Source organism: Roseburia sp. OF03-24 (genome assembly GCF_003463035.1).
GTDB lineage: Bacteria > Bacillota > Clostridia > Lachnospirales > Lachnospiraceae > Roseburia > Roseburia rectibacter.
On record NZ_QSCK01000003.1, the window covers coordinates 98,412 to 121,919 of the forward strand.

Genomic DNA, 23,508 nt, shown 5'->3' on the forward strand with positions numbered 1-23,508 from the left:
AATCTGAGAAAAGAGGTGAGGCGAGATATATGTATTTTATGCAGATGTGTTCCTGCTTGAAAATCTGTTCATGGATTATATGGCAATACTTGGATGCAACTGTCTGCTGAAACGGAGAATACATGCCGGGCGGTTGTTTGCAGTATCGCTTATATTTTCGCTGTTTCACCTGTTTCTGGTTTGTTTTATAAGAAACAGGATACTTTATTTGCTGATCGCACATTTTGTTTTAAATACGGGGATGGTATTTTTGTGTTTTGGCTGGGAAGGAAAGCGCAGCTATCTGGAAAACTGGGTTGTAACCTATTTTATGTGTGTGATACAGGGAGGAGCACTGGAATGGCTCTTAGAACAGCAGATATTTACACAAAATGAGGTTTTGCAGATATTTGTTGTGACCGCGGCAGTGGTTACGGCAGTGATCTGTTTTGGAGAAAGACGCATTTACGGAAATCATATATATCCTGCGGAGTTAAAAAAAGGGGAAAGACATATCAGACTGCATGCATACTGGGATAGCGGAAATCAGCTGATGGACCCGTATACAGGACAGGAAATCAGTATTTTATCGGAAACCACAGCAGAAAAGATCTTTTCAAAGGAAAAAGATCTGGTACGGTTTGTGCCCTATCGGTCACTGGGAGAAAAGAATGGGTTAATTGCGGTAACAAATGTGGATGAAATGATAATTTTCCAGGGAAAACATGCGGTAAAGATCCAGAATGCGGCGATCGGAACGGCAGATAAAATGTTATTTGACGGTAAGGAATATGAAATGATTCTGAATGCATCAAGCATTATGCCGCATGGCATATAGTGTGAAAATAAAAATTAAGGTGGAATTGGGAATGTACATAAAATTTGCGATACCAAAGATAAGAACAATGATATTTCCTGGTATTTTTCGAAAGAAAAAGAATGAAGTGCATTATATCGGAGGTGCAGAGGTACTTCCACCGCCACTTGCAGGTGAAGATGAGGCGGTATGTATAGAGATGCTCACAAGTGATGAAAGCGGGCAGCTTGCGAGGAAACGCCTGATCGAACACAACCTGAGACTTGTGGTTTATATTGCAAAGAAATTTGATAATACCGGTGTTGGGGTGGAAGATCTGATCTCGATCGGCACGATCGGCCTGATCAAGGCGATCAACACATTTAATCCAGGAAAAAACATTAAACTGGCGACCTATGCATCGAGATGTATTGAAAACGAAATCCTGATGTATCTGCGGCGAAACAGTAAAACAAGAATGGAAGTGTCTATTGATGAACCCCTAAATGTTGACTGGGATGGAAATGAACTGCTGCTTTCAGATATTTTAGGAACTGACGAGGACGTGATCTACCATGACATTGAAACGGATGTGGAACATCGGCTGCTTAAGACCGCAATTGGAAAGCTTTCCGGAAGGGAACGGATGATCATTGAACTGCGGTTTGGATTAAACACGATTGACGGTGAAGAAAAAACACAGAAGGAGGTTGCGGATATGCTTGGTATTTCCCAGTCTTATATATCCAGACTGGAAAAAAAGATCATGGGAAGACTGAAAAAAGAAATCGTGCGTCTGGAATAAAACACCATTTTATGTTGTTGTGCAAAATGACAAAATGATTAAAAAATTTATAAAATATGAAATAATATTGTGCATATAGCTGAAAAATAGTATAATGAAAGAAAAGCAGACAGAATGGGGGACTTCATATGGTATTGGAATTTTTAGGCGCAGCACATGAGGTAACGGGCAGTTGTCATTATCTGTCATTTGCAGATAAGCATATACTGGTGGACTGTGGAATGGAACAGGGACCGGATCTATACACGAACCAGGATATACCGGTTAATGCGGCAATGATTGATTATGTGTTTGTGACACATGCACATATTGACCATTCCGGATTATTGCCTCTTTTATACAATCATGGTTTTCGCGGCAAAATTTACTGTACGTTAGCGACTAATGAACTGTGTAACATTATGCTCAAAGACAGCGCACATATCCAGATGTTTGAGGCAGAGTGGCGTAACCGGAAGGCAAAACGAGCCGGAAAACCGGAAATAGTTCCTCTTTACGATATGAATGATGCGATGAGCGTGCTGAATCATTTTGTGCCGTGTGATTATCAGAAAAAGATTAAAGTCTGTGACGGACTTGAAGTAAGATTTGTGGATGCCGGTCATCTGCTTGGATCTTCAAGCATTGAAATGTGGGTACAGGATGATGACGGAACAGAGGTAAAACTGGCATTTTCCGGAGATATCGGGCCGGGCAACCGTCCGCTTATCAAGGATCCGGAATATATCAAAGATGCCGATTATGTGATCATGGAGTCAACTTACGGTGACAGAAAACACAATACACCTCTGGATTTTGCGATCGCCCTTGCGAAAGTGATCAAAGAGACGCTGTATGAACGGGGAGGCAATCTGGTCATCCCGGCATTTTCCGTAGGCAGAACGCAGGAGATGCTTTATTTTATACGCAGGATCAAAAGCGAACATCTGCTGCCTGAATTTGAAAATTTTGAGGTATACATAGACAGCCCGTTAGCGGTTGAGGCTACAAGTATCTTTAATAAGAGCGTGGAAGAATGTTTTGATGAAGATGCGAGAGCACTTGTGCAGCAGGGGATTAACCCGATCGGATTTCCGGGACTTAAAATGGCGATCACAAGTGATGAATCGAAGATGATTAACTTTAATGATGATCCGAAAGTTATTATTTCTGCATCCGGAATGTGTGAGGCGGGACGTATCCGCCACCATTTGAAACATAATCTGTGGAGAAAAGATTCCACGATTTTATTTGTAGGATACCAGGTACCTGGAACGCTTGGCTTTTCCCTTTTAAATGGTGCGAAAGAAGTCAGGCTTTTTGGAGAGACGATCGAGGTCGCAGCAACGATCGAGAATCTTCCGGGTATCAGCGGACATGCGGACGTGGAACAGCTTACAAAGTGGGCGGCATCATTTGAAAACAAACCGAAAAAAGTATTTGTGGTACATGGGGAGGATAAAGTCACAGAGCAGTTTGCAGACCATCTGAAAGATGCTCTGGGATATGATGCATATGCACCGTTCCCGGGAGACGCATTTGACCTTGCAACAGGTGAACAGGTGCGTGAAGGTTCCAGGGAACGGGCAGAGAAAAAGACGATGGAGAAGAGCCGTGCGTCAAGCAATGTATTTGCAAGACTGCTTGCTGCGGGACAGAGGCTTCTTACGGTTATCAATAAATGCGAAGGAATGCCAAACAAAGAACTTGGTAAATTTGCAGATCAGATCAATGCCCTGTGTAATAAGTGGGAACGTTAAAGCGACAGATAATGACGGATGGATTTTAAGGCGGATTTTTCCAGACGGCTGACCTGAGCCTGTGAGATATGGATCTCGTCAGCCACTTCCATCTGCGTTTTGCCTTCAAAAAAACGAAGTTTTAAAATATAATTTTCGCGCTCGTTCAGCCGGTTAAGAGCGTCGTTTAAGGATAGTTCTTCGATCCAGTTTTCTTCCCGGTTTTTTTTGTCGCTGATCTGATCCATGACATAGAGTGTGTCACCGCCGTCAGTATAGACCGGATCATAAAGACTGAGCGGGCTTTGTATGGCATCAAGGGCAAAGACAATATCCTCTTTGGAAATGCCGGATTCGGCTGCGATTTCGTCAAGAGTCGGTTCTTTGTTTTCAGATTTTGAGAGAATCTCTTTTGTATGGATTGCCTTGTAGGCAGTGTCGCGCAGGGAACGGCTGACACGGATAGAGTTATTGTCGCGCAGGTAGCGCCGGATTTCACCTATGATCATTGGTACTGCGTAGGTGGAGAATTTTACACCGATCGTTGGATCAAAGTTATCGATGGATTTGATCAGACCGATACATCCGATCTGAAAGAGATCATCAACATTTTCGTGGTTGCCGGAAAAACGTTTGATGACACTTAATACCAGTCTGAGATTGCCCTTGATATATGTTTCTCTGGCAGTGTTGTCTCCCTGCTTGATTCGCGCAAACAGAGCATCTTTTTCCTCTTCTTTCAAAATGGGGAGTTTTGCGGTATTGACACCGCAGATTTCTACTTTATAAGAAGCCATGCTGTTTTCCTCCGGAATTTCGTATTTACCATAAAGAGCATGCTTCAAACAGATGAATTTTATTCAGAAATTAACTTTTTTTCCAAAGAGTTTCGTGCTAAAATAAAAAGGTATCAAAAACCAGAACAGAGTGTGGTGCAGTGATGATGAAAGATATGATCGATAAAAGAAATGAGCAGGAACGGATTGCGAGAAGTATTATCAAGTACTGGAATGTGAATTATATTCCGAGAGCACAGACCGATCCAATGATACAGATGCAGACTGGGGAAACAGAAAGTAAGCAGGAACAGACTGCAGACGAAAATATGCAGGAAAACTACAATAGAGCAACAAATGCATATTCAGGTCAGTATGGTCAGGAGAAAGACTTAGATGGTGTGAAAAGAGAACAGATAGACAAGATCCTTCATGAAAAGGCAGAGAATATCCATCGTCTCTTTGAAAATGGGGGAGTAGAGTAACCGTTATTTATTTTTTGCATATGATATCATAAGGAAAATAACAGAGGAATCAGAATGTCTGAAATCATACTTCGCAAATATCATGGGGTTGGCAATGATTATCTGATTTTCGATCCAAAGAAAAATGACGTTGTTTTAAACGAAAGACTGATAAAGCAGTTATGCAGACGTAATATTGGCGTCGGTGCAGATGGGATTTTGTACGGACCGCTTATTGAAGATAAAAAAATTAAAGTACGAATTTTTAATCCGGATGGAAGTGAAGCTGAAAAAAGCGGCAATGGCATCCGGATTTTTTCAAGATATTTAAAAGATGCCGGCTATGTAAAAGAAAAAAAGTATTATCTGACCACAAAGGCGGGGGATACGCTTGTAACTTTTCTGGATGATGCTGGAGAGCGCATGCGTGTGGATATGGGATATGCGGTATTTGAGGCAGAACAGATCCCAGCACTTGGATTTGAAGGAGAAGTCGTGGGAGAATCGATATTTTTCTGCGATAATTTTTATAATGCAACCTGTGTATCCATGGGCAATCCTAACTGTGTTATCATGCTTGAACGGGTAGACCGCAAGAAGGCAATGCAGTTAGGACCGTATGTGGAAAATGCAAAATATTTTCCGAATCGTATCAATATGCAGCTTTGCCAGATTGTGGATGAAAAAAATATACAGGTTGAGATCTATGAACGTGGAGCAGGTTATACGTTTGCTTCCGGCACCGGGGCCTGTGCGGCAGCAGCAGCTTCTCACCGTTTAGGGCTGGTGGGAGATGAAGTGACCGTACATATGCACGGTGGAGATCTTTTTATAGAGTTTGGGGAAGACGGTAGAATTTTTATGACGGGTTCGGTTGTATATATTGGAAAAATTACTGTTGCAGAGCAGTTTTTTTCATGAAAGAGAAAGGAAATGATTTAGATGAAAGAACGGTATCAATTACGTCATGCGGCAGGGGCGTACTGGCTTTTGGATATGGAGCAGGGAAAACAATATAAAAAACCGTTCATGTTAAACGAGTGTGGTGCATATATTTATCGTGCGTATATTTCAGGAATGTCCGAAGATGAGATCGTACAGGCATTTGCAAAAGAATATGAATTATCATTCTCCGGTGCACAAAGTGATGTGAAACAGTTTATGATGGAGTTAAGACAACAGGGTATTATTTGAGGATGGGACAGATATGAACATATTGCTGGTTGGAAATGGCGGAAATTTCATGCGCCTTATGATTAACAGGCTGAATAAAGAAGGACACAGGGTATTCGTTCTGACGGAGGAACCAAAGAAAGGGTATAGTTTAAAGAAAGTATTTGAAGTGTATCATTTTTCGTATGAGGATGCCTGTGTGCGGGAGGTATTAGAGAGCATCATGCCACAGGTGGTTGTTTTTTGGGGGGCATACGACCATAATTTCTCCTGGAACAAGGTGGAAAATACAGCGGCATCCTACGCGGCCGGACTTACGAATATTTTGATGAATTATATAGCTTTAAAGAAAGGCAGATTTGTCTATCTTTCTTCGGAGAGTGTTTTTGATGGTGAAAATGCCCGTCTTATGACGGAGGACGATCTTACCGGGGCATGCAGCAAGAGAGGGCAGGCAATTGCCATCGGAGAAGAAATCTGTAAAAATTATGCACGGATGGGGAATGACATTGTGGTTCTCCGGCTTGATCATCTGTATGGGGAGATACGAAAGAAAGAAGATACCGATACGATCTGCGCAAAGATGTGCTTAGAGGCTGTAAATACCGGTGAGATCATTGCGCCACAGAATGAAAAAATAATGCTTTTGCACGAGGCTGATGCAGTGGAGTTTATTTACCAGATGATGGTAACAAAGGAGCATAAACACACATTGTATCAACTGTCTTCCGGGGAAAAAATATCACGGTATGACCTTGCTAAGGCAGTTGCTGCGGGAATGAAGACCGGGGTCAGTGTCATAGAAGAAGAAAACGAAAAAGACCGGGAAGTTATGCTTTCCGGTAAAAGATACGAGGAAGAGTTCGGGCTTCGTGTGATTCATCATGCCGGGACTGATGTGGAAAAGATTGCGGCTTATTTTGGCAGGCATGCAGCAGAATTTACGGATATAGTGAGAAAAAAGGGGTATTTGTTTCAAAGATTTGGCAGCAGAACAAAGGAAATCATAACGAATCTGATCCCTTTTATGGAAAACCTTATTTGTTTTATCCCATTTTTTATGTTAAATAACCGGGCAGTTGGAAGTGAATATTTTCAGAATATTGATTTTTATCTTCTGTATGTGCTGTTGTTTGCACTTGTGTATGGACAGCAGCAGGCAACATTTTCTGCGCTGCTTGCCGTGGCGGGATATTGTTTCCGGCAGATGTATCACAGAAGCGGATTTGATGTCATGCTTGACTATAATACCTATGTCTGGATCGCACAGCTTCTGATCTTAGGTCTGGCAGTAGGTTACTTAAGGGACCAGCTTCGCGCGATGAGAGAGGAACAGCAGCATGAGGTATCATATTTAACCAAGCAGCTGGATGATATTTCAGATATTAATGTCAGCAATGTCAGGGTAAAAGAGATTCTTGCAAATCAGATCGTAAATCAGAATGACAGTTTTGGAAAACTATATGAGATCACGTCAAGTCTTGAGCAGTATGAACCATGTGAGGTACTTTTTTATGCAGCGGAAGTGCTTGCAAGACTGATGGGAAGCAAGGATGTGGCAATTTATACAGTGGCGAACCGTTCTTATGCACGTCTTTTTTCTGCAACATCAGCAAAAGCACGCAGTCTTGGTAATTCGATCAATTACAGTCAGATGGATGCCATGTATACGGTTCTTGCCGGGAAGAAGGTTTATATTAATAAAAATATGGATGAAAGGTATCCGCTTATGGCGAATGCCATTTATTCAGAAGATGAGATGCAGCTGATACTGATGATCTGGGGGATTCCGTGGGAAAGGATGACGTTAGGACAGGCAAATATGCTGACAGTTATCGGCTATCTGATCCAGAATGCGGTGGTGCGTGCAAACCGTTATATTGCCGCGTTAGAGCAGCAGCGATACATACAGGGAACAAATATATTGGAACCGGAAGCCTTTTCATCCCTCGTAAAGGCATATTTAAAGGCAAGGGATAAGGGTCTGACACAGTGTGCACTGCTTTCTGTGGACACAGAGAAAAAAGACCGTGAAGAGACTGGCAGACGGCTTACAAAACTCTTGAGACAAAGTGATTATGTCGGTGAACTTGAAGACAGAAAAATGTATGCACTTCTTGCAAATACCAGTACAAAGGATGCAGATATGGTAAGAGAAAGGTTTGAAAAAGAGGGAGTGTACTGTCAGATTCAGGAGGATATATTTTTATGACAGTTACGGAAAAGAGATTTTGTATCGTCCTTTTGATCAATATGGCGGTTGCTATTTTTTACGTGGTATGGAGCAGTCTGGGCAGACGTGAAGGGAAAAAAATAGATATACTGATGAAAGGCATCGTTATGTTTCTGTGTCCGGTGGTGGGACCGTTGTTCTTTTTTGCCGGACTGGTGTTTAATAAGGTCTTTTTCAGACAGAATGTAGATCTTGAGGATGTTATTTTCAGTAAAGAGCGTGTAAAGACACATCTTCGTGCTGATGAGGAGAGGGAAGGAAATTTAGTACCGATCGAGGAAGCACTTGCGATCAGTGATAAGGACAGTTTGAGAACACTGGTAATGAACGTAGTACGTGGAGATGTACAGAATTCCCTGGCATCCATTTCACTTGCATTAAACAGTGAGGACACAGAAACGTCACATTATGCCGCTACGGTATTAAGGGATGCACTGAATGATTTCAGAAAGCGTTCGCAGGAACTTTACCTTCAGATGAAACAGGATGGATGCGATGCGGCAGAAGCAGCATGTATCCTGATCGAGTATATGTATGGAGTTTTGATCCAGGAGGTGTTTCATGAAAAGGAACAGCAGACCTATATTGACATGATGGAAGAGGCATGCAGCTTCCTGAATGAAAAATATCAGGAAAAACTGCAGGTTTCCTATATCGAGGGGCTTTGTATGATGCTTCTTAAGATAAAGGATTTCAAACGCATGAAATACTGGTGCGATAAGAGCAGGGAACTTTATCCGGAGGAGTTATCAACCTATACCTGCTACTTAAAACTTTATTTTACAGAGGGAAACAAAAAAGATTTCTTTGATGAATTGGAAAAATTAAAAAAATCCGATATTGTAATAGACAGAGAAACATTGGAATTGATTCGTATTTTTAGCTGAAGGAGGTGATGGCAGTGTCGATGAAAGTTCTGACTGTATTACAGTTTATCAGCATTTTTGTGATCTATACCGGGCTTTTTATAGCGGTTCCGGCACTGCTTTTGCATCGCAGGCTGAAAGATGAAATATTTAGTGTCAGGTTTTTCTTTTATATTGTATTAGGTCATTTTTATCTGATCAATCTGGTATTATTTCTTCAATTACTTCATATTTCTGGAAGATTCACACTGATTTTGGGCAGTGTTCTCCCGGTTATTGTATCCTTGATCCGTACGAAAAGAGTTTCACCAAAAAAAATCGGGCACGTCATAGGAAACAGAACATCGCATGTCATCCGGGAGACGCTTGGCATCAAGCTGCTCCTTCTTGAGATAGTCCAGTGGATTGGCAGGAAGGTGAAGAAGCTGTGCAGAAGAATGTGTGGACTGATCATCAGACATTTTGCTGATGGAATGCTGTTTATTGTATTTACTGCAACGGTTCTTGTGATGTATGGCACCAATATGATCCATACATACGGTTATTGTGCATCCGATATACCTGTGCACAATTACTGGATCAATGCAATGGGAAATAATGATGTATTTGTAGCTGGGATTTATCCGTTTGGATTCCATTGTGTGATCTATTATATTCATGCTGTAACAGGAATAGAAACATATGTTCTACTCCGGCTTTTTTATGTAGTGCAGGTTTTATATATCCATTATGCACTGCTGGCATTTTTGAAAGCATGCTGCAGAACATCATATTGCGCATGGGGAGCTGTGTTTTTTTATGTGCTTGCAGCATTTTTTAACAGGAATACCTATTCCCGTTACTACAGTTCCCTGCCACAGGAATTTGGTATGATATTTATTCTGCCGGGAATTTACTTTATGTTTGCCTTTTTAAGACAGCGGAAAGCAGAAGTGGATCAATGCAGAAAAGAAAAAAATATTGCCGGATTAAAGACCTGGAAGTGCAAAAGTACCCGTTATCTGATAGGATTTGTTGCAGGATTTGGTCTTACACTTATTGTGCATTTTTATGACACCATGGTAGCAGGTCTGTTCTGCATCGGTATCGCAGGGGGATATCTGTTTCGTATTTTTAAGAAGGAATATTTTTTCCGGGTACTTGCGACCGGTATCCTAAGTATTTTCTTAGCAGTGCTGCCGATGGGAATCGCATTTTTACAGGGAACACCATTGCAGGGATCACTTGGCTGGGGACTTAACGTGATCAATGGCGGCAGTAATACAGGCAATGAGGAAGAACAAACAGATGTTACAGATAATGAAAACGAAGAAATGAATACAACGGGTGCACTGAGTCAGGGCACGACGGAAAGCATGGGTCCGGCCGGAAATACAATGAATCAGACAGTGTCCGGTAACAGCACAGACAATGTACAGATGCCGGAAACAACGCAGGTAAAAACGTCAGCGCTTGCTGCGCTGGTGGAAAGGGTACGGTTCCGGATCACTGATATTGCAAAGAACGGTCTGGATTATCTCTGGACGGGAGTGCACAATGTTGTAATGCTTCAGGCAAGTGACCAGTGGATGATGTTCATTTTTGGCTGTGAGGGATTTTGTCTGGCAGGAGGATTATTATTTGTGCTCATTGGAAAACGTGACTACGGATCAATGCTGATGTCCACCGGATTTGGACTGCTGCTTCTGATGATGTTTCTTAGTGCATGGCGTTTTGGACTGCCGCATATTATGGATGCAAGCAGGTGCAGTATATATGTGGCTTATATGATACCGGCAGCGATAGGGCTTGGAGCAGACGGCATAGTGGCACTGGTCTTTGGATTTTTTAAGCGTGATATCTGGATGAATCTGGTCTCACTGCTGACCTCAGCCGCCCTGGTTGCGGTACTGGTCAATGGAAACCAGATCCGTACACCGTCGATCGTAACAGCACTGCAGTCAAATTCGGCGATCACTTGTCTGGCAAATATAAAAAGAGAAAACGAAAAGTATAAATATACGATCTGTTCTGCAAATGATGAACTGCGAATGATGGAAGATTATGCGCGTCACGAGGAGACGATCACATTTTTACGAAGTATGGAAGGAAATGCGGTAAACGGAAATCTGACATTGCCGACAGACCGTGTATATTTCTTTATTGAGAAGATACCGCTTGATTATACTGTAGCATATGAGGGAAGCGGACAGCGGATCTCGGAAGAAGGAGCAGAAAAACCGCTGCCGACAGCAAATGATATTTCCGTTTATGAGGGTGAAAACAGATGGATCGTAATGTCAAGGATGTATTACTGGGCACAGGCATTTATGGAACTGTATGGAAAAGAAATGCAGGTGTATTATGAAACAGATGATTTTGTCTGTTATGTGGTAGAACAGAATACCTACAGTTTATATGATTTTTCGATTGATTATGGATATAATGAATGACAATAGGATGTTTGAAGATCATATATTCTATTGCCGGCAGAAAAAATAGCAGATGCCAAAAGAGATGAATCTGGAAAGGAAAATGTGATGGTATCCCGGAGAAATTTTGCTACGATCACTATCATGCTCGTTATTTTATTGTTTATGTTTCAGTTTACGGGTGTGATGAAAGATAAACTCAGTAAATATGGAATCAATGAATATCAGGAGAGTGCCCGGACAGAACTTACGGAAAAGGATATGTTTCCTGCATCCGGACAGAGTGAACAAAAAACGGCAAGGGTTTTTTATGCCGGACAGAGTGAAAAAACAAAAAACACGGTAAAATGGTGGTGTACATACAGTAAGCGGGATTTTCAGACCGCAGACTCCCTGAATGTTATCATGGATGATGAAGATGATCTGCCGGATGTTCTGGTCTTAGATGGAACATATCTGGAAAACAGGGAGAATATAAATGCGGTCAGTGATGCGGTTGAAAATGGTGTAAATGTTGTGGTTTCAGGACTTCCGGATGCGGATGAGATCGAGAAGAACAACAGTTTGAGAAAACTACTTGGAATCCGTTATGTGGAACAGAAAGAAGTAACACTCGAAGGCATACATCTGTTTGCAGGATTTCTGCTTGGCGGGGAAGTCATCTATCAGGCGAAAGATGAGGAAGAAGAAAAAAATAAGGACATGGATCTTACGGTTCCGTGGTATGTGACGGGTGAGGGAACCAAAAGCTATATGGTTGGAATGTTAGAAGATGTCCGGCCGGACAGTGGAAGACAGCCTGCGATCATATGGAGAAACGGACTGGAAAATGCCTGTGTGTTCTGTGTGAATGGTGATTATCTGGAAGATAATTCCGGTATTGGAATCCTGGATGCAATGATGGCAGAAGCATCTTCCTTTGAGATTTATCCGGTGGTTAATGCACAAAATCTTGTGATCGCAAATTATCCGGGATTTGCATCAGAAAATGAAAATAATATGGAAAAAATATACAGTCAGTCACAGAAAGCGTTGTTTCGGGAGATTATCTGGCCGTCTCTGGTTTCAATTGAACGAAAGATCGATGCAAAACTGACTTGTATGATGACACCACAGTTTGATTATAATGATGAAAATGAACCGAGGGAGGGAGAAGTTGCATATTATCTGAAATTATTGAAAGAGGAGTATGGGGAAGCCGGGCTTTCCTCCGGTAATGTGTCGGATACCGGATTGTCTGAAAAAATGGAGCAGGATGAACAGTTCTGGAAAAGAGAGGCACCGGATTACTGTTTTCAGTCTTTATTCCTGGAACACGAAAATGAACTTGGTGATGCCTTAGAAAATGATAAACTTGGCGGAATAAGGACAGTTGTAACCCCGGAATCACAGACTTACGATGAACCGGTCATTTCTTTTGCCAAGGAAAATGTGACGCTGCAGCGGGCTACCGGGGACGGCGTAAATCACACATTTATGGATGATTTCAGACAGAGATGCATTCAGACAGCGCTGGGATATTCCAATACAGTGTGGGATCTGCTTGTGGCAGCGTATCCGGAGAAAAAAGCTGATGCATGGGAGGTTCTTTCGAAGGAAGCGGCGTCTAACATCTGTACTTATCAGAAATCGTATATGGTGTTTGATGAGACGACTCTTTCAAAGAGTGACCAGAGAATCCGCAGATTCTTTGCACTTTCCTATTCCGTGGAATCTGAAGATAATACGATTTTGCTGCATGTGGATGGATTAGAGGAGCAAGCATGGTTCTTACTGCATACGGGAAACCGTGAAATAGAAGAAATGCATGGCGGAAGTTTTTCTGCAGTTGAGGATGGTGTTTACCTGATCTGTGCAGAGAATGATGAGGTAACGATCCGGTTGAATGAGGAAGAAGAAAAACAATTGTTTTTTTACGAGGATTGAGAATGAAAGTATGTATTGTAGCAGAGGGATGTTATCCTTATGTGGTAGGTGGTGTGTCGAGCTGGATCAACAGCATGATAAAATCTTTTCCGGAGATCGAATTTGTGGTGCTTTCGATCGTGGCAAACCGTTCCTACCGGGGAAAATTTGTGTATGAACTGCCGGAAAATGTGTCAGAAGTTTATGAACTTTATCTGGAAGATTATGACTGGGTAGAACAGAAGAAAAATAAAAAACTGCACTTAAATCAGACAGAATATGAGGCGCTGCGATCCTTACTTTTAAACCGTAACGTTGAGTGGGATACATTGTTTACATTATTTGAAAAGAAAGAATTTTCACTGAATGCTCTTTTGATGGGAGAAGATTTTTTAAAGGCAGTGCGGGAGTGTTATCAGCTTAAGTATTCACAGGTTGTCTTTTCTGATTTTTTGTGGACGATGCGGTCCATTTATCTGCCGCTATTTCTGACCTTAAAGATGGAACTGCCCAAAGCAGATCTGTATCACTGTGTTGCAACCGGGTATGCAGGGGTGATCGGAAGCATGGCAAAGAAAAGATATGGATGTGCGCTTATGGTTTCAGAACATGGAATTTATACCAGGGAACGGGAGGAGGAACTGATCCGTGCAAAGTGGGTAGGTGGTATCTATAAAAATATCTGGATTGAACAGTTTAAAAAAATGTCACTGCTTGCATACCGGTATGCAGATCAGGTAACATGCCTTTACAAGCATGCCATGGAACTTCAGATCGAACTTGGATGTCCCGCAGAAAAAATAAAAATTACGCCGAACGGTATTGATGCACAGAGATTTGTCAGATGTCTTGAGGAAAAGAGAGAAGATGATGATATGATCAATATCGGGGCTGTGCTCAGAATTGCGCCGATCAAGGATGTGAAAACGATGATCCGGGCATTTGCTTATGCAAAAAAAGAGGCACCAAAACTTGCGTTATGGATCATGGGACCATCGGATGAAGAAAAAGAATATGCAAAAGAATGTTTAGAACTGGTGGAACTGCTTGGTGTGGAAGATGTGATCTTTACGGGAAAAGTTGACGTGACAGAGTATCTTGGCAGAATGGATATGACCATACTCACGAGTATCAGTGAGGGACAGCCGCTTACGATCCTGGAAAGTTTTGCTGCGAAAAAGCCGGTGATTGCAACGGATGTAGGAAATTGCAGAGGACTGATCTATGGCGAAGGGGATTCGTTTGGGGAGGCAGGAATCATCACACATATCATGAATGTGGAGGAGATTGCCGCCGCGATGGTAGATCTTGCACGGCACAGGGAGAAGAGAATCGGTATGGGAGAAAACGGTTACCGGAGACTAAGGAGCCGGTATCTTGTAAATGACATGAGAGAAACGTACCGGCAGATCTACCGGCAGTTTGAGCATGCAGACAGAGAGCAGGGAAAGAAAGGGGATGTGTGATCTATGGCTGGAATTGGTGTAAAACTTCAGAAAATATATGACAGGCGCACGATCCTTGCAAATCTGGCGGGCTTTGGGTACAGTACCATGGTTACGATCGCACCAATGTTTGTTGTGATCGGCAATGTGATGCTGATGAGTCACTTCCTTGGCTATGAGACGGTGGGATATGCGAGAAGGGGATTATTTTCAGGCACGGTACTTTATATTTTTATATTTTCCCTGCTGGTTGCGGCGCCGTTTAATGCTGTATTATCGAGATATATGTCCGATATTATTTATGAGGAGAAATACGAAGATATCCTGCCATGCTATGAAGTCGGACTGTTTCTGAATATCGTGTTTGGGTGTCTGTTTGCGATTCCGTTCTGTATCAGAGAGTATCTGAAGGGGCAGGTGGATCTGGTATTTGTGTTTACCGGATTTTGTGGATTTATTTCGCTTCTGCTGGTATTTTATTCCATGCTGTATCTGTCAATCTGCAAAGACTACCAGAAAATATCTTTATTTTTCCTGATGGGAATGGCGGCAGCATTTGGGCTTGCATGGCTGCTCGTAAAAGTCTTTCACAGAGATATCATATACAGCATGCTGCTTTCACTTACGATCGGATTTTTTCTGACAGCATCAATATCAGCAGCAACCATAAAGAGTTACTTTAAAAGAAACAGTCATCAGTACCGCAAGGTGCTTCGCTATTTTAAAATTTACTGGCATCTTGTTGCAACAAATCTGCTGTATACGTTAGGACTTTATATACATAATTTTGTATTCTGGACGACGGATTTAAAGATGACGGTGGCAGATACATTTGTCTATGCGCCGGCATATGATATGGCAACCTGTCTGGCAATGTTTACGAATCTTTCGTCGACTATTATTTTTATCAGCCGCGTGGAAATGCATTTTCATGAGAGATACAAGGCTTATTCGGAGGCTGTTATCGGTGGAAGATGGGAAGATATCAACAATGCCAAAAACAGAATGTTCCGCCAGCTTGCCGCCGAGCTTATGAATCTTGTGAGAATCCAGTTTATCGTTTCGGTCGTGCTTTATCTGCTCTGTGTGATATTGCTGCCGGGAATGGGATTTTCAGGGCTTGTAATGCAGATTTATCCTTGTCTTGCAGCCGGATATTTTATTCTTTTCCTGCTGTACGCGGAACTGATTTTTCTGTATTATTTTAATGACATGACAGGAGCACTTTTAACAGCGGTATGTTTTTGCATGGGTACTTTTTGTGGAACGCTGTTTTCAAAGGAACTCCCTGACCTCTGGTATGGTGCGGGGCTTGTCATGGGAAGTTTCCTTGGGTTTACCGTTGGATATTTCAGACTTCGCTGGGTGGAACGACATATGGATGTGCATATTTTCTGCCAGGGTGAATTATTTAAAATAAAAAGAGGAAAAAAACCTTCCGCAAAAAGTTATGACAGAAAAGAGGGGATCAGGGCATGATATTAAAAGTGTTGATGATAGGTTTTGGTATATTTCTGCTTATTATGGATCTGTTTATGTATGCAAGACAGAAACTCACAGATGTGATCGGACTTGGCTGGGCGATCGTTTCGCTGGCATTACTTGTGGCGGGTATCGTTGTAAGCCTGGATGATGTCTGTTATCTGTGGAGTGGGGCAAAAAATATCGTTTTGCTTATGTTTGCGGTGTTTGCTGTTATAATTCTGTTTTTGTTTAAGATCAGTATGGCAGTGTCAGTTGTGGTAGTAAAAAATCAGGAACTGGCGATGCAGGTATCGCTGCTCAATCAGGAAAATGAAAGAATATTGCAGGAGCTGAAGGTGCTTGTGGATGAAAAAGAAGATATTGTTCGTAATTAATACGTTAGGCGGAGCCGGTGCGGAGATGGCACTTTTAGAACTGCTTGAAAAACTGATAAAGGAAAATGAAAAAACAAAAGATGTACAGTATGAAATATCTCTTTATGTCCTGATGGGGCAGGGAGAACTGGTAAAGCGGCTGCCGGGAGAAGTGATACTGAAAAATAAATCGTATCAGCCCTTGTCTGTTCTGCAGAAAGAGGGAAGATATTTCATGTACAGGACAATATTAAAGACCATGTTTGTCCGTGGAACCATATTCCGCCTGATGCCGTATCTTTTGTCATTGCTTGCGGATATGTTAAAGAAACGTAAGATTTTACCAGATAAACTGCTTTGGCGTGTGCTGTCTGATGGAGGAGAGCGGTTTGCGGAAGAATATGATCTTGCGGTTGCATATTTAGAGGGGGGATCGGCATATTATGTTGCAGATCACGTCCATGCAAAGAAAAAGGCTGCGTTCATACATATTGATTACACGAAAGCAGGATATACAAGGAAGTCAGACCGTGACTGTTATCTGAAATATGATGCTGTTTTTCCAATCGGGGAAGAAATAAAGCAGCAGTTTTTGAAGGTTTATCCGGAATGCAGTGGACGGACAAAGGTTTTTCATAATATCATCAATACAGAAAAAATAAAAACAAAGGCGCTGCAGCCCGGTGGATTTTCTGATGATTTTGACGGTATCAGGCTTTTGACGGTCGGCAGGCTCACAGAACAGAAATCCTATCCAACAGCAATACGTGCAATGAAAATGATAAAAGAGAAACATAAAAATGTCCGCTGGTATGTTCTTGGGGAAGGACCAAAACGAAAGGAACTCGAACGGTTGATCGGGTCACTTGGCTTACAGAAAGATTTTATTCTGTGTGGATCTGTGGAAAATCCGTATCCGTATTATAAGGGTGCAGATATCTATGTACATGCAACCGGATTTGAAGGAAAAAGCATTGCGATACAGGAGGCGCAGACACTTGGACTTCCGGTAATTGCGTCGGAGAGCAGCCGTGAACAGATCAAAGATGGTGTGGATGGTATTTTATGCAGATTAGAACCAGAAGCAGTCAGTGATGCTGTATGCAGAATGGTGGAAGATGTGGCAATGAGAAAACGGTACGGGGAGGCATCTCTCAAAAAAAATGTTGTCTTTGAGAAAGATATGGAACTGTTGACCGGGTTACTGTCAGATTGACGGAAAAGATACATGCAGCAAAAAAGAGGGTTGGAATGGAAATGAAAAAGCAAAAAGAGTTATTGATTATTATGCCTGCATACAATGAGGAAAAGAATATCGAAGCAGTGCTCTGTGAACTTGAAAAGCCGGAAATAGCGTCTATTGCCGATATTCTTGTTATGAATGATGCATCTTCGGATTCAACAAACTGGGTGGTAAAGGCGCATGGACATACGTTAGTTACGCACGTGTTTAACCTTGGTTACGGCAGTGCCTTACAGCTCGGTTATAAGTATGCGATACGAAGGAAATATAAGTATGTGATACAGATGGATGCAGACGGACAGCATGATGTATGCAATATTCCTCAAATTTATGAGAGACTCCGGCAGAAGGATGCGGATGGCAGATATCCGGACATTGTGCTTGGATCAAGATTTATGGAGGAAAGTTCTGATTTTCCGGTTCCCATGACAAAAAAATTGGCATATGCGCTGTTCCGTAAGATGATCAAAATGACGACAGGACGTCAGATATATGATCCGACAACCGGACTGCAGGGACTTAGCCGGAAGGCATTTTTATATTATTCGAAATACAAGCATTTTGATGATAAATATCCGGATGCAAATATGATCATTCAGATGCTGCTGCTTGGATTTAAGGTGGAAGAGATACCGGCAGTCATGCATAACAGGCAGACTGGGGTCAGTATGCATTCCGGACTGAAACCGGTTATTTACATGTTTCGTATGGTGTTTTCAATTATCGGAGTAGTATTCCGTGTAAAAGTACTAAAAATTGATGCGGGGGCAGGGAAAGAAGATGTTTTTCTGGAAGAACAGAAATAAAAAACATTTTACAGTAAGATTCCCGGAAGAGAGCAGAAAAGAATGTGCAAATCCGGGCAGAGGATGGTATCATATTTACACATTTACACTGGATAAGAGAGATACGGATGGGCTTTTATATCAGCCTTTCTGGGATGACGAGACACTGGTGCTGGTACGATTTGACATCGGGGCATATCGGGGAAAAGAGCTTCCGAAAGAAGCACTTGCGTATGCTGATGAAATTTTAAAATGTTTTCACTGTTACGGGAAAGAGGTCATTTTGCGTGTCTTGTATGACACAAAGGGGAAAGGAATGGAACGGGAACCGACGTTGTTTTCCATGATTTTAACCCATATGAGGCAGATGGGAGCGGTTGTGCGTGCACATAAGGATGACATCTTTGTAACACAGGGATTATTTATCGGTAACTGGGGGGAAATGCACGGATCTAAGTTTCTGGATCAGGAATACATCAGGAAACTCTATGCAGCGTGGAGAGAGGCGATAGGACCGGACATTAAGATCGCACTCAGAAAACCGTCTTTCTGCCGTATGGCAGTGGCAGGAGAGGATGGCGAATTGGCACCTGGAGTATTTGATGATGCGATCTTTGGCTCAGAAAATCATATGGGGACCTTTGGACAGAAGCATCGTGATGACAGTGTGTGGACAGAAGACTGGTGCATTGAAGATGAACTGGTTTATATGCGGGAAACATGTGGATTGGTTCCATTTGGTGGGGAAGTGCTTTTTGGGCAGGAGGCACCTGTGAAAGAAATGCTGCTTTCGCTGAAAGATTTGCGGGTTACATATCTCAACAGCATTTATGAGGGGCAGATATTAGACCAATGGAAACAGATGGAATATGGGGAATGGGGCAGTTTCTACCAGTATATTGGTGCACACCTGGGATATCGTTTTGTGGCAGAGAAAGCTGTATTTTATACAGACAGAATAGAAATTGAGATAGCCAATACCGGATTTTCCAATATCTGTGATAAAGCAGAACTTGCATTGGTTAAGGAAAATATGGACGGAACAGAAGATGTTTATACGGCAGATTATGATATCCGGACATTATCCGGACATGAAACAGCAAAAATTATATTTCCACTGTCAGGATTGCAGGATGGAAAGGGAAAATATTATCTGAAGCTGACAAGATGCAGAGGAAAAGCGGAGATACGTTTTGCAAATGAAGGGGCAGGAGAACAGCTATATTTCAGATAAAAAGGGAGCATGAAAAACATGACAAAAGAGACAGACAAGATCAGTGTGATCGTGCCGGTATATAATGTGAAAAATTATCTGGAAAGCTGTGTGCAGAGTATTATGGGTCAGACATACCCGGATCTGGAGATACTTTTGATCGATGATGGATCTAATGACGGTTCTGCAGAGATATGTGACAGGCTCCAGGGTGCAGATGCGCGTATAAAAGTATATCACGAAAAAAATAAAGGAGTGTCCGGTGCGAGAAATAAAGGTCTGAAGGAGGCAACAGGTGCATATATTGCATTTGTTGATGCGGATGATGTATTAGATCCGGATATGTATACCTATCTGACCGGGCTTTTAAAAACATATAAAGCACAGATCGCCACATGTTCCGGATGGTACAAATATGATTCCGGTGTGGAAAAAAGGTTTGAAAGTCCAAGAAATGTGGTCTGTTTAAACGGAAGAGAAGCACTTGGTGTTTTGCATGAGAGATGCTATCTGCGTGCCTATGTCTGGAATAAACTGTTTCGACGGGAGGTTCTTGACGGAATCCGTTTTTCAACGGAACTGTCTTTTGCGGAAGATTATGAGATGTTCTGCCGGGTACTAGAGCAATGTGGCAGAATTGTATGCGGAACAAAAACGAAATATTATTATATGCAGAGAAAATCAGGTGTATGCAATTGTGGATATGACAGAACATACCAGAAGGCAATGATGATGTTTGAGGATTACTGCAGGATCTATTCACGCAGGTATCCACAGTATAAAAAATTATTTGAAAACCACTATCTGTTTGATCTGATGGGGATGGCTGCTGCAATGAGCCGGAACGGTAATTATGTTGCCGCTGACTGCAGAAAAATAAAAAAATATGTCAGACAAAAACTGCCCCAGTATCTTATGGATAAAAAGGTTTCACTTCATTTAAAGGGAAGCGCCTGTATGATCAGTGTCAGCGTAAGGGCATTTGGCGCAGTCTACCGGTTACTGCACGGTGTGGAATCTGAATAACCGGGCACATTTTGTGAAAATAGGAGAGAGGTGAGAATACAGATGGAAAAGAGCAGAACAGAATATTCTACCATGAATACCATGGTTGCAATGATCTCAAGAATCGCTGCAATCCTGATGGGATTTGTGACACGTGTGGTATTTACACATACACTCAGTGAAAGTTATGTCGGAATCAACGGACTTTTCACAGATATCTTAAATGTACTCTCACTGACAGAACTTGGTGTGGAGACGGCGATCAGTTATGCGCTCTATCGCCCGATCGCGCAGGGGGATATCAAAAGACAGCAGATTCTGATGCGGATGTTTCAGACATTCTACCGTATTACAGCAGGCTGTGTGGCAGTGTTAGGACTGTCGATCGTCCCTTTCTTTGATATTCTTATGAAAAACCGGCCGGATGTGGATCATCTGATGCTTATTTATTTTTTATATCTGGCAAATTCGGTCGTATCGTATCTGCTGGTATATAAAAGAACATTGATCGAAGTGCATCAGTTGAACTATATCGTTCTTTTATATCAGACGGCTTTTTTGATTCTGCAGGATATCTGTCAGATCCTCATTTTACTTACAACACACAATTTTATATTATTCCTGATCATTTATATTGTCTGTACACTGCTTTCAAATATCTGTATCTCGTTGAAGGCGGATCGGATGTATCCCTATCTGAAAGAGAAAACAAAAGAAAAATTGCCGGAAGAAGAGAGCAAAGATATATTCCGCAATATAAAAGCCATGCTGATGCATAAACTTGGAAATGTAGTGGTCAATAATACAGATAACCTGCTTATTTCCTCCTTTGTGGGGGTTGTCAGTGTAGGTATTTATTCAAATTATTACCTTTTGATCGGATCAGTCAGACAGGTGCTGGATCAGATTTTTCAGGGAATCACAGCGAGTGTCGGAAATCTTGGGGCAACGGAAGACGAAAAAAGAGTAAAGAGTATTTTTGAGACGGCTTTTTTTATCGGAAACTGGCTTTATGGAGTCGCTGCGATCTGTCTGTATGAATTGTTAAATCCATTTGTGGAACTCACATTTGGAAAGCAGTATTTGTTTCAGATGCCTGTGGTTTTGATCTTATGCATCAATTTCTATATCAATGGAACGAGAAAAGCGGTACTGACATTCAGAGATTCACTTGGATTGTTCTGGTTTGACAGGTATAAAGCATTGGTAGAAGCAGTGTTAAACCTTGTCATTTCGGTGATTCTGGTATGGAAGGCAGGAACATTTGGAGTATTTGCAGGAACGTTTCTCTCTACCATGCTCACATCTGTATGGGTGGAGCCATATGTTCTGTACCGGCACAGACTGCATGCGAAAGTATCTTCATTCTTTGTCCGTTATGTGATCTATGCAGCAGTGACAGGATTGACCTGGTATGGAACAGACAGGATATGTGCATTTGCAGGCGGCAGTGTCATTGTTGTATTTTTGAAAAGACTTTTCATTTGTGCGGTAGTGCCAGATCTTGTGATGCTTTTATGTTTTTGCCGTACAAAAGAATTTGGGATTGTAAAGAGAAAGGCACTTGCTATCTGGAAGAAGAGGTGGAACGATGGAAGAAAAAAATGAAGAAAAAGAACTTATATTGTGCAGCCTTCTGGATGCAGCTCTGCATGGAGAGTTGCATGAGGATAATCCGGCAGATATAAAACAAAAATGTGAAAAGATAAAACAACAGAAAACAGACTGGAAAAGCATTCTTTCGATAGCGGATAACCATCGTGTGCTGCCGCTTTTATATGATGTATTGGAAGAAATCCTGCCTGAAAACGGGGAAGACTGGAAAAGGGTGGAAGAGAAAAGTATACAGACTGTAGGACAGTCTTATCGCCTGCTGTTTATGAGCAGGTATGTGACCGGACTTTTGGAGGATGCAGGGATGCATACGATCTTACTGAAGGGAAGCGGTATAGCAGGACTTTATCCGGTGCCGGAACTGCGTAAATCAGGGGATGTTGATCTTTTATTTGAGGATGAACAGACGGCGCAGAAAGCGGGCAGTTATCTGTTAGCGCATGGTTTTATGGCGGAAGGTGGTCATCAGGAAAATCATCATCTTACTTATATAAGTCAGGAAGGGATTCGCCTGGAACTGCATAGTGCGCTGGTGGAGCCATTTGATTCACAGGAAGTGAACGCTTTTATGAAAAAATGTCAGAAGACTTTCTTTGAAAACAGAGTTACGGAAAATGTGATGGGGGTGGATTTTTTCCTGACATCACCACCGTATCAGGCATTTTATCTGCTGTTACATATGCTTCAGCATTTTCTGCGTTCGGGGTTTGGATTAAAACTTTTATGTGACTGGGTTGTGTTCTGGGAACATGGATGTACGGCAGAGGAAGATAAGATATTTTTAAATCTGGTCCGGGAATGCGGAATTTTAAATTTTGCATGTGTCGTTACGGAATTTTGTATCAGATATCTGGGATTATCAGAACAAAAGGTGGAGTTTCTCAAAAATCAGGGCGAAGCTGACGGTATGAAGGATGAATCTTACCTGAAAGAATTTTTTACAGAGATCATGGAATCTGAAGAGTTTGGTGAGGCGGCCCCGGAGCGGATGGTAGCCATGAGGGGGACTGGATGGATGGATTATATCCGGGAGTTCCATCATCAGATGCATTTAAGCCATCCGAAAGCCGGAAGGTATAAAATACTTTATCCCATTTTGTGGGTAAGGACATTCTTCGGATTTGTATACCGTAACCGGAAACTTCGCGGAATATCGAGCATAGCTATCTTAAAAAATGCAAAAAAACGGAGCCGTCTGGTAACAAAAATGAAACTGTTTGAAATGGACTAAAAAAGAGG

The 23,508-nt window shown here is 42.0% G+C and carries 20 protein-coding genes; 19 read left to right on the plus strand and 1 reads right to left on the minus strand.

Going from position 1 to position 23,508, the window contains the following annotated elements; genetic code table 11:
• The first annotated feature begins 25 nt into the window (after positions 1-25).
• From DXA60_RS02445 to DXA60_RS02455, 3 genes are all read left to right on the plus strand, one after another.
• Positions 26-817, plus strand: a complete 792-nt coding sequence (locus DXA60_RS02445) for a sigma-E processing peptidase SpoIIGA (RefSeq protein WP_330414569.1) — start codon at positions 26-28, stop codon at positions 815-817.
• Positions 818-848: 31 nt separating this feature from the next.
• Positions 849-1,580 carry an RNA polymerase sporulation sigma factor SigE gene (gene sigE, locus DXA60_RS02450; RefSeq protein ID WP_117919201.1) on the plus strand — a complete coding sequence of 244 codons (732 nt, stop codon included), beginning with the start codon at positions 849-851 and terminating at the stop codon, positions 1,578-1,580.
• A gap of 128 nt (positions 1,581-1,708) precedes the next feature.
• Positions 1,709-3,319, plus strand: coding sequence for an MBL fold metallo-hydrolase RNA specificity domain-containing protein (locus tag DXA60_RS02455; protein ID WP_117919203.1), 1,611 nt, complete (start codon positions 1,709-1,711; stop codon positions 3,317-3,319).
• Here the strand turns inward: DXA60_RS02455 and sigG are convergent.
• Positions 3,316-4,095 carry an RNA polymerase sporulation sigma factor SigG gene (gene sigG / locus DXA60_RS02460; protein ID WP_117919205.1) on the minus strand — a complete coding sequence of 260 codons (780 nt, stop codon included), beginning with the start codon at positions 4,093-4,095 and terminating at the stop codon, positions 3,316-3,318. The two genes, DXA60_RS02455 and sigG, sit on opposite strands and share 4 nt — an antisense overlap.
• A 155-nt stretch (positions 4,096-4,250) precedes the next feature.
• Between sigG and DXA60_RS02470 the strand changes: the two genes are divergently transcribed.
• Genes DXA60_RS02470 through DXA60_RS02545 form a run of 16 tightly spaced genes read left to right on the plus strand, consistent with a single transcriptional unit; the run spans position 4,251 to position 23,500 of the window.
• On the plus strand, positions 4,251-4,559 hold the full coding sequence (locus DXA60_RS02470) for a hypothetical protein (RefSeq protein ID WP_243006724.1): 309 nt from the start codon (positions 4,251-4,253) through the stop codon (positions 4,557-4,559).
• Positions 4,560-4,613: 54 nt separating this feature from the next.
• Entirely contained in the window at positions 4,614-5,459 is an 846-nt protein-coding gene (dapF, locus tag DXA60_RS02475) for a diaminopimelate epimerase (RefSeq protein ID WP_117919211.1), read from the plus strand.
• Between the two features lie 21 nt (positions 5,460-5,480).
• Positions 5,481-5,732 carry a PqqD family protein gene (locus DXA60_RS02480; RefSeq protein ID WP_117919213.1) on the plus strand — a complete coding sequence of 84 codons (252 nt, stop codon included), beginning with the start codon at positions 5,481-5,483 and terminating at the stop codon, positions 5,730-5,732.
• Positions 5,733-5,745: 13 nt separating this feature from the next.
• Entirely contained in the window at positions 5,746-7,923 is a 2,178-nt protein-coding gene (locus DXA60_RS02485; RefSeq protein WP_117919215.1) for an NAD-dependent epimerase/dehydratase family protein, read from the plus strand.
• On the plus strand, positions 7,920-8,831 hold the full coding sequence (locus DXA60_RS02490) for a hypothetical protein (protein ID WP_117919217.1): 912 nt from the start codon (positions 7,920-7,922) through the stop codon (positions 8,829-8,831). Before DXA60_RS02485 ends, DXA60_RS02490 begins: the two co-directional genes overlap by 4 nt.
• A 20-nt stretch (positions 8,832-8,851) precedes the next feature.
• Complete coding sequence (locus tag DXA60_RS02495) at positions 8,852-11,242, plus strand: amino acid ABC transporter permease (protein WP_243006729.1); 2,391 nt, start codon at positions 8,852-8,854, stop codon at positions 11,240-11,242.
• A gap of 30 nt (positions 11,243-11,272) precedes the next feature.
• Complete coding sequence (locus tag DXA60_RS02500; RefSeq protein ID WP_243006725.1) at positions 11,273-13,147, plus strand: DUF2194 domain-containing protein; 1,875 nt, start codon at positions 11,273-11,275, stop codon at positions 13,145-13,147.
• A 2-nt stretch (positions 13,148-13,149) separates the two neighbouring features.
• Positions 13,150-14,592, plus strand: coding sequence for a GT4 family glycosyltransferase PelF (gene pelF / locus DXA60_RS02505; RefSeq protein WP_117919221.1), 1,443 nt, complete (start codon positions 13,150-13,152; stop codon positions 14,590-14,592).
• A gap of 3 nt (positions 14,593-14,595) precedes the next feature.
• The gene (pelG, locus tag DXA60_RS02510; protein WP_117919223.1) at positions 14,596-16,050 is read left to right on the plus strand and encodes an exopolysaccharide Pel transporter PelG; all 1,455 of its coding nucleotides are present in this window, start codon (positions 14,596-14,598) and stop codon (positions 16,048-16,050) included.
• Positions 16,047-16,430 carry a DUF2304 family protein gene (locus DXA60_RS02515; protein ID WP_117919225.1) on the plus strand — a complete coding sequence of 128 codons (384 nt, stop codon included), beginning with the start codon at positions 16,047-16,049 and terminating at the stop codon, positions 16,428-16,430. Before pelG ends, DXA60_RS02515 begins: the two co-directional genes overlap by 4 nt.
• Positions 16,402-17,625 (plus strand): glycosyltransferase, encoded by a 1,224-nt coding sequence (locus DXA60_RS02520; RefSeq protein WP_117919227.1) that lies wholly within the window; start codon positions 16,402-16,404, stop codon positions 17,623-17,625. The genes DXA60_RS02515 and DXA60_RS02520 overlap by 29 nt, the downstream gene beginning before the upstream one ends.
• A 35-nt stretch (positions 17,626-17,660) precedes the next feature.
• Complete coding sequence (locus tag DXA60_RS02525; RefSeq protein ID WP_117919300.1) at positions 17,661-18,458, plus strand: glycosyltransferase family 2 protein; 798 nt, start codon at positions 17,661-17,663, stop codon at positions 18,456-18,458.
• Positions 18,433-19,671 carry a DUF4874 domain-containing protein gene (locus tag DXA60_RS02530; protein ID WP_117919229.1) on the plus strand — a complete coding sequence of 413 codons (1,239 nt, stop codon included), beginning with the start codon at positions 18,433-18,435 and terminating at the stop codon, positions 19,669-19,671. The genes DXA60_RS02525 and DXA60_RS02530 overlap by 26 nt, the downstream gene beginning before the upstream one ends.
• 18 nt (positions 19,672-19,689) lie before the next feature.
• Positions 19,690-20,676: a glycosyltransferase family 2 protein gene (locus tag DXA60_RS02535; RefSeq protein ID WP_243006726.1), complete on the plus strand. Its 987-nt coding sequence runs from the start codon at positions 19,690-19,692 to the stop codon at positions 20,674-20,676.
• Positions 20,677-20,718: 42 nt separating this feature from the next.
• Positions 20,719-22,263: a lipopolysaccharide biosynthesis protein gene (locus DXA60_RS02540; RefSeq protein ID WP_117919231.1), complete on the plus strand. Its 1,545-nt coding sequence runs from the start codon at positions 20,719-20,721 to the stop codon at positions 22,261-22,263.
• Complete coding sequence (locus tag DXA60_RS02545; RefSeq protein ID WP_117919232.1) at positions 22,247-23,500, plus strand: nucleotidyltransferase domain-containing protein; 1,254 nt, start codon at positions 22,247-22,249, stop codon at positions 23,498-23,500. Before DXA60_RS02540 ends, DXA60_RS02545 begins: the two co-directional genes overlap by 17 nt.
• Positions 23,501-23,508 lie beyond the last annotated feature (8 nt).